The organism is Alcanivorax sp. HI0083 (assembly GCF_001635175.1).
Map to the genome: position 1 here is coordinate 1 of NZ_LWFX01001694.1, position 859 is coordinate 859.

Here is an 859-nt window from a genome sequence, read left to right on the forward strand (position 1 = left end):
TGTGATACCTGCCTTATGACAGGTGGGTTTCCCCATTCGGAAATCTCCGGATCAAAGTCTGTTTGCCGACTCCCCGAAGCTTATCGCAGGCTACTACGTCCTTCATCGCCTCTGGCTGCCAAGGCATCCACCGTGTACGCTTATTCACTTGACTATATAACCCAAAACAGTCACTTCACTTTCCACTTCCAGACTTGCGCCTTTCCGCTTCAAACTCCATCACCGCCCAGGTCACTCATCGTGATAACGATTCACCATAAAGACACAAATGTCAGAGATAATATCTAACGCTTGCATTCTCATTGAATACTTGGACTTCTCATTTCCCAAATTGTTAAAGAGCTGGCCGAATCATAAAGATTCAGGCACCTGACTAAAAAGTCAGAAGCAAGCAAGACAATGCTTGATTCTGACTTCTTTGCGCTTCTACCAGTGCAGCAGTATTGGTGGAGCCTAGCGGGATCGAACCGCTGACCTCCTGCGTGCAAGGCAGGCGCTCTCCCAGCTGAGCTAAGGCCCCATTTACAATGCTGAAAATGGTAGGTCTGGGCAGATTTGAACTGCCGACCTCACCCTTATCAGGGGTGCGCTCTAACCAACTGAGCTACAGACCTATAAAAAGCGTCTACACCCTTTAATTACCAGACAAGCAAACGTGTGAGCCCTGAACAGGACGGAAATCTTTGTCGTTAAGGAGGTGATCCAGCCGCAGGTTCCCCTACGGCTACCTTGTTACGACTTCACCCCAGTCATGAACCACACCGTGGTGAACGTCCTCCCGAAGGTTAGACTATCCACTTCTGGTGCAATCCACTCCCATGGTGTGACGGGCGGTGTGTACAAGGCCCGGGAACGTATT

The 859-nt window shown here is 49.8% G+C and carries 2 tRNA genes and 2 rRNA genes; all 4 read right to left on the minus strand.

Features of this window, described 5'->3' with window-relative positions:
* Positions 1 to 154: ribosomal RNA gene (locus A3754_RS24750) — 23S ribosomal RNA — on the minus strand; the annotation flags it as partial.
* 290 nt (positions 155 to 444) lie between these two features.
* Positions 445 to 520 (minus strand) — tRNA-Ala (locus tag A3754_RS24755).
* Between the two features lie 17 nt (positions 521 to 537).
* Positions 538 to 614: transfer RNA gene (locus tag A3754_RS24760), tRNA-Ile, on the minus strand.
* A gap of 76 nt (positions 615 to 690) precedes the next feature.
* A 16S ribosomal RNA gene (locus tag A3754_RS24765) occupies positions 691 to 859 on the minus strand; the annotation flags it as partial.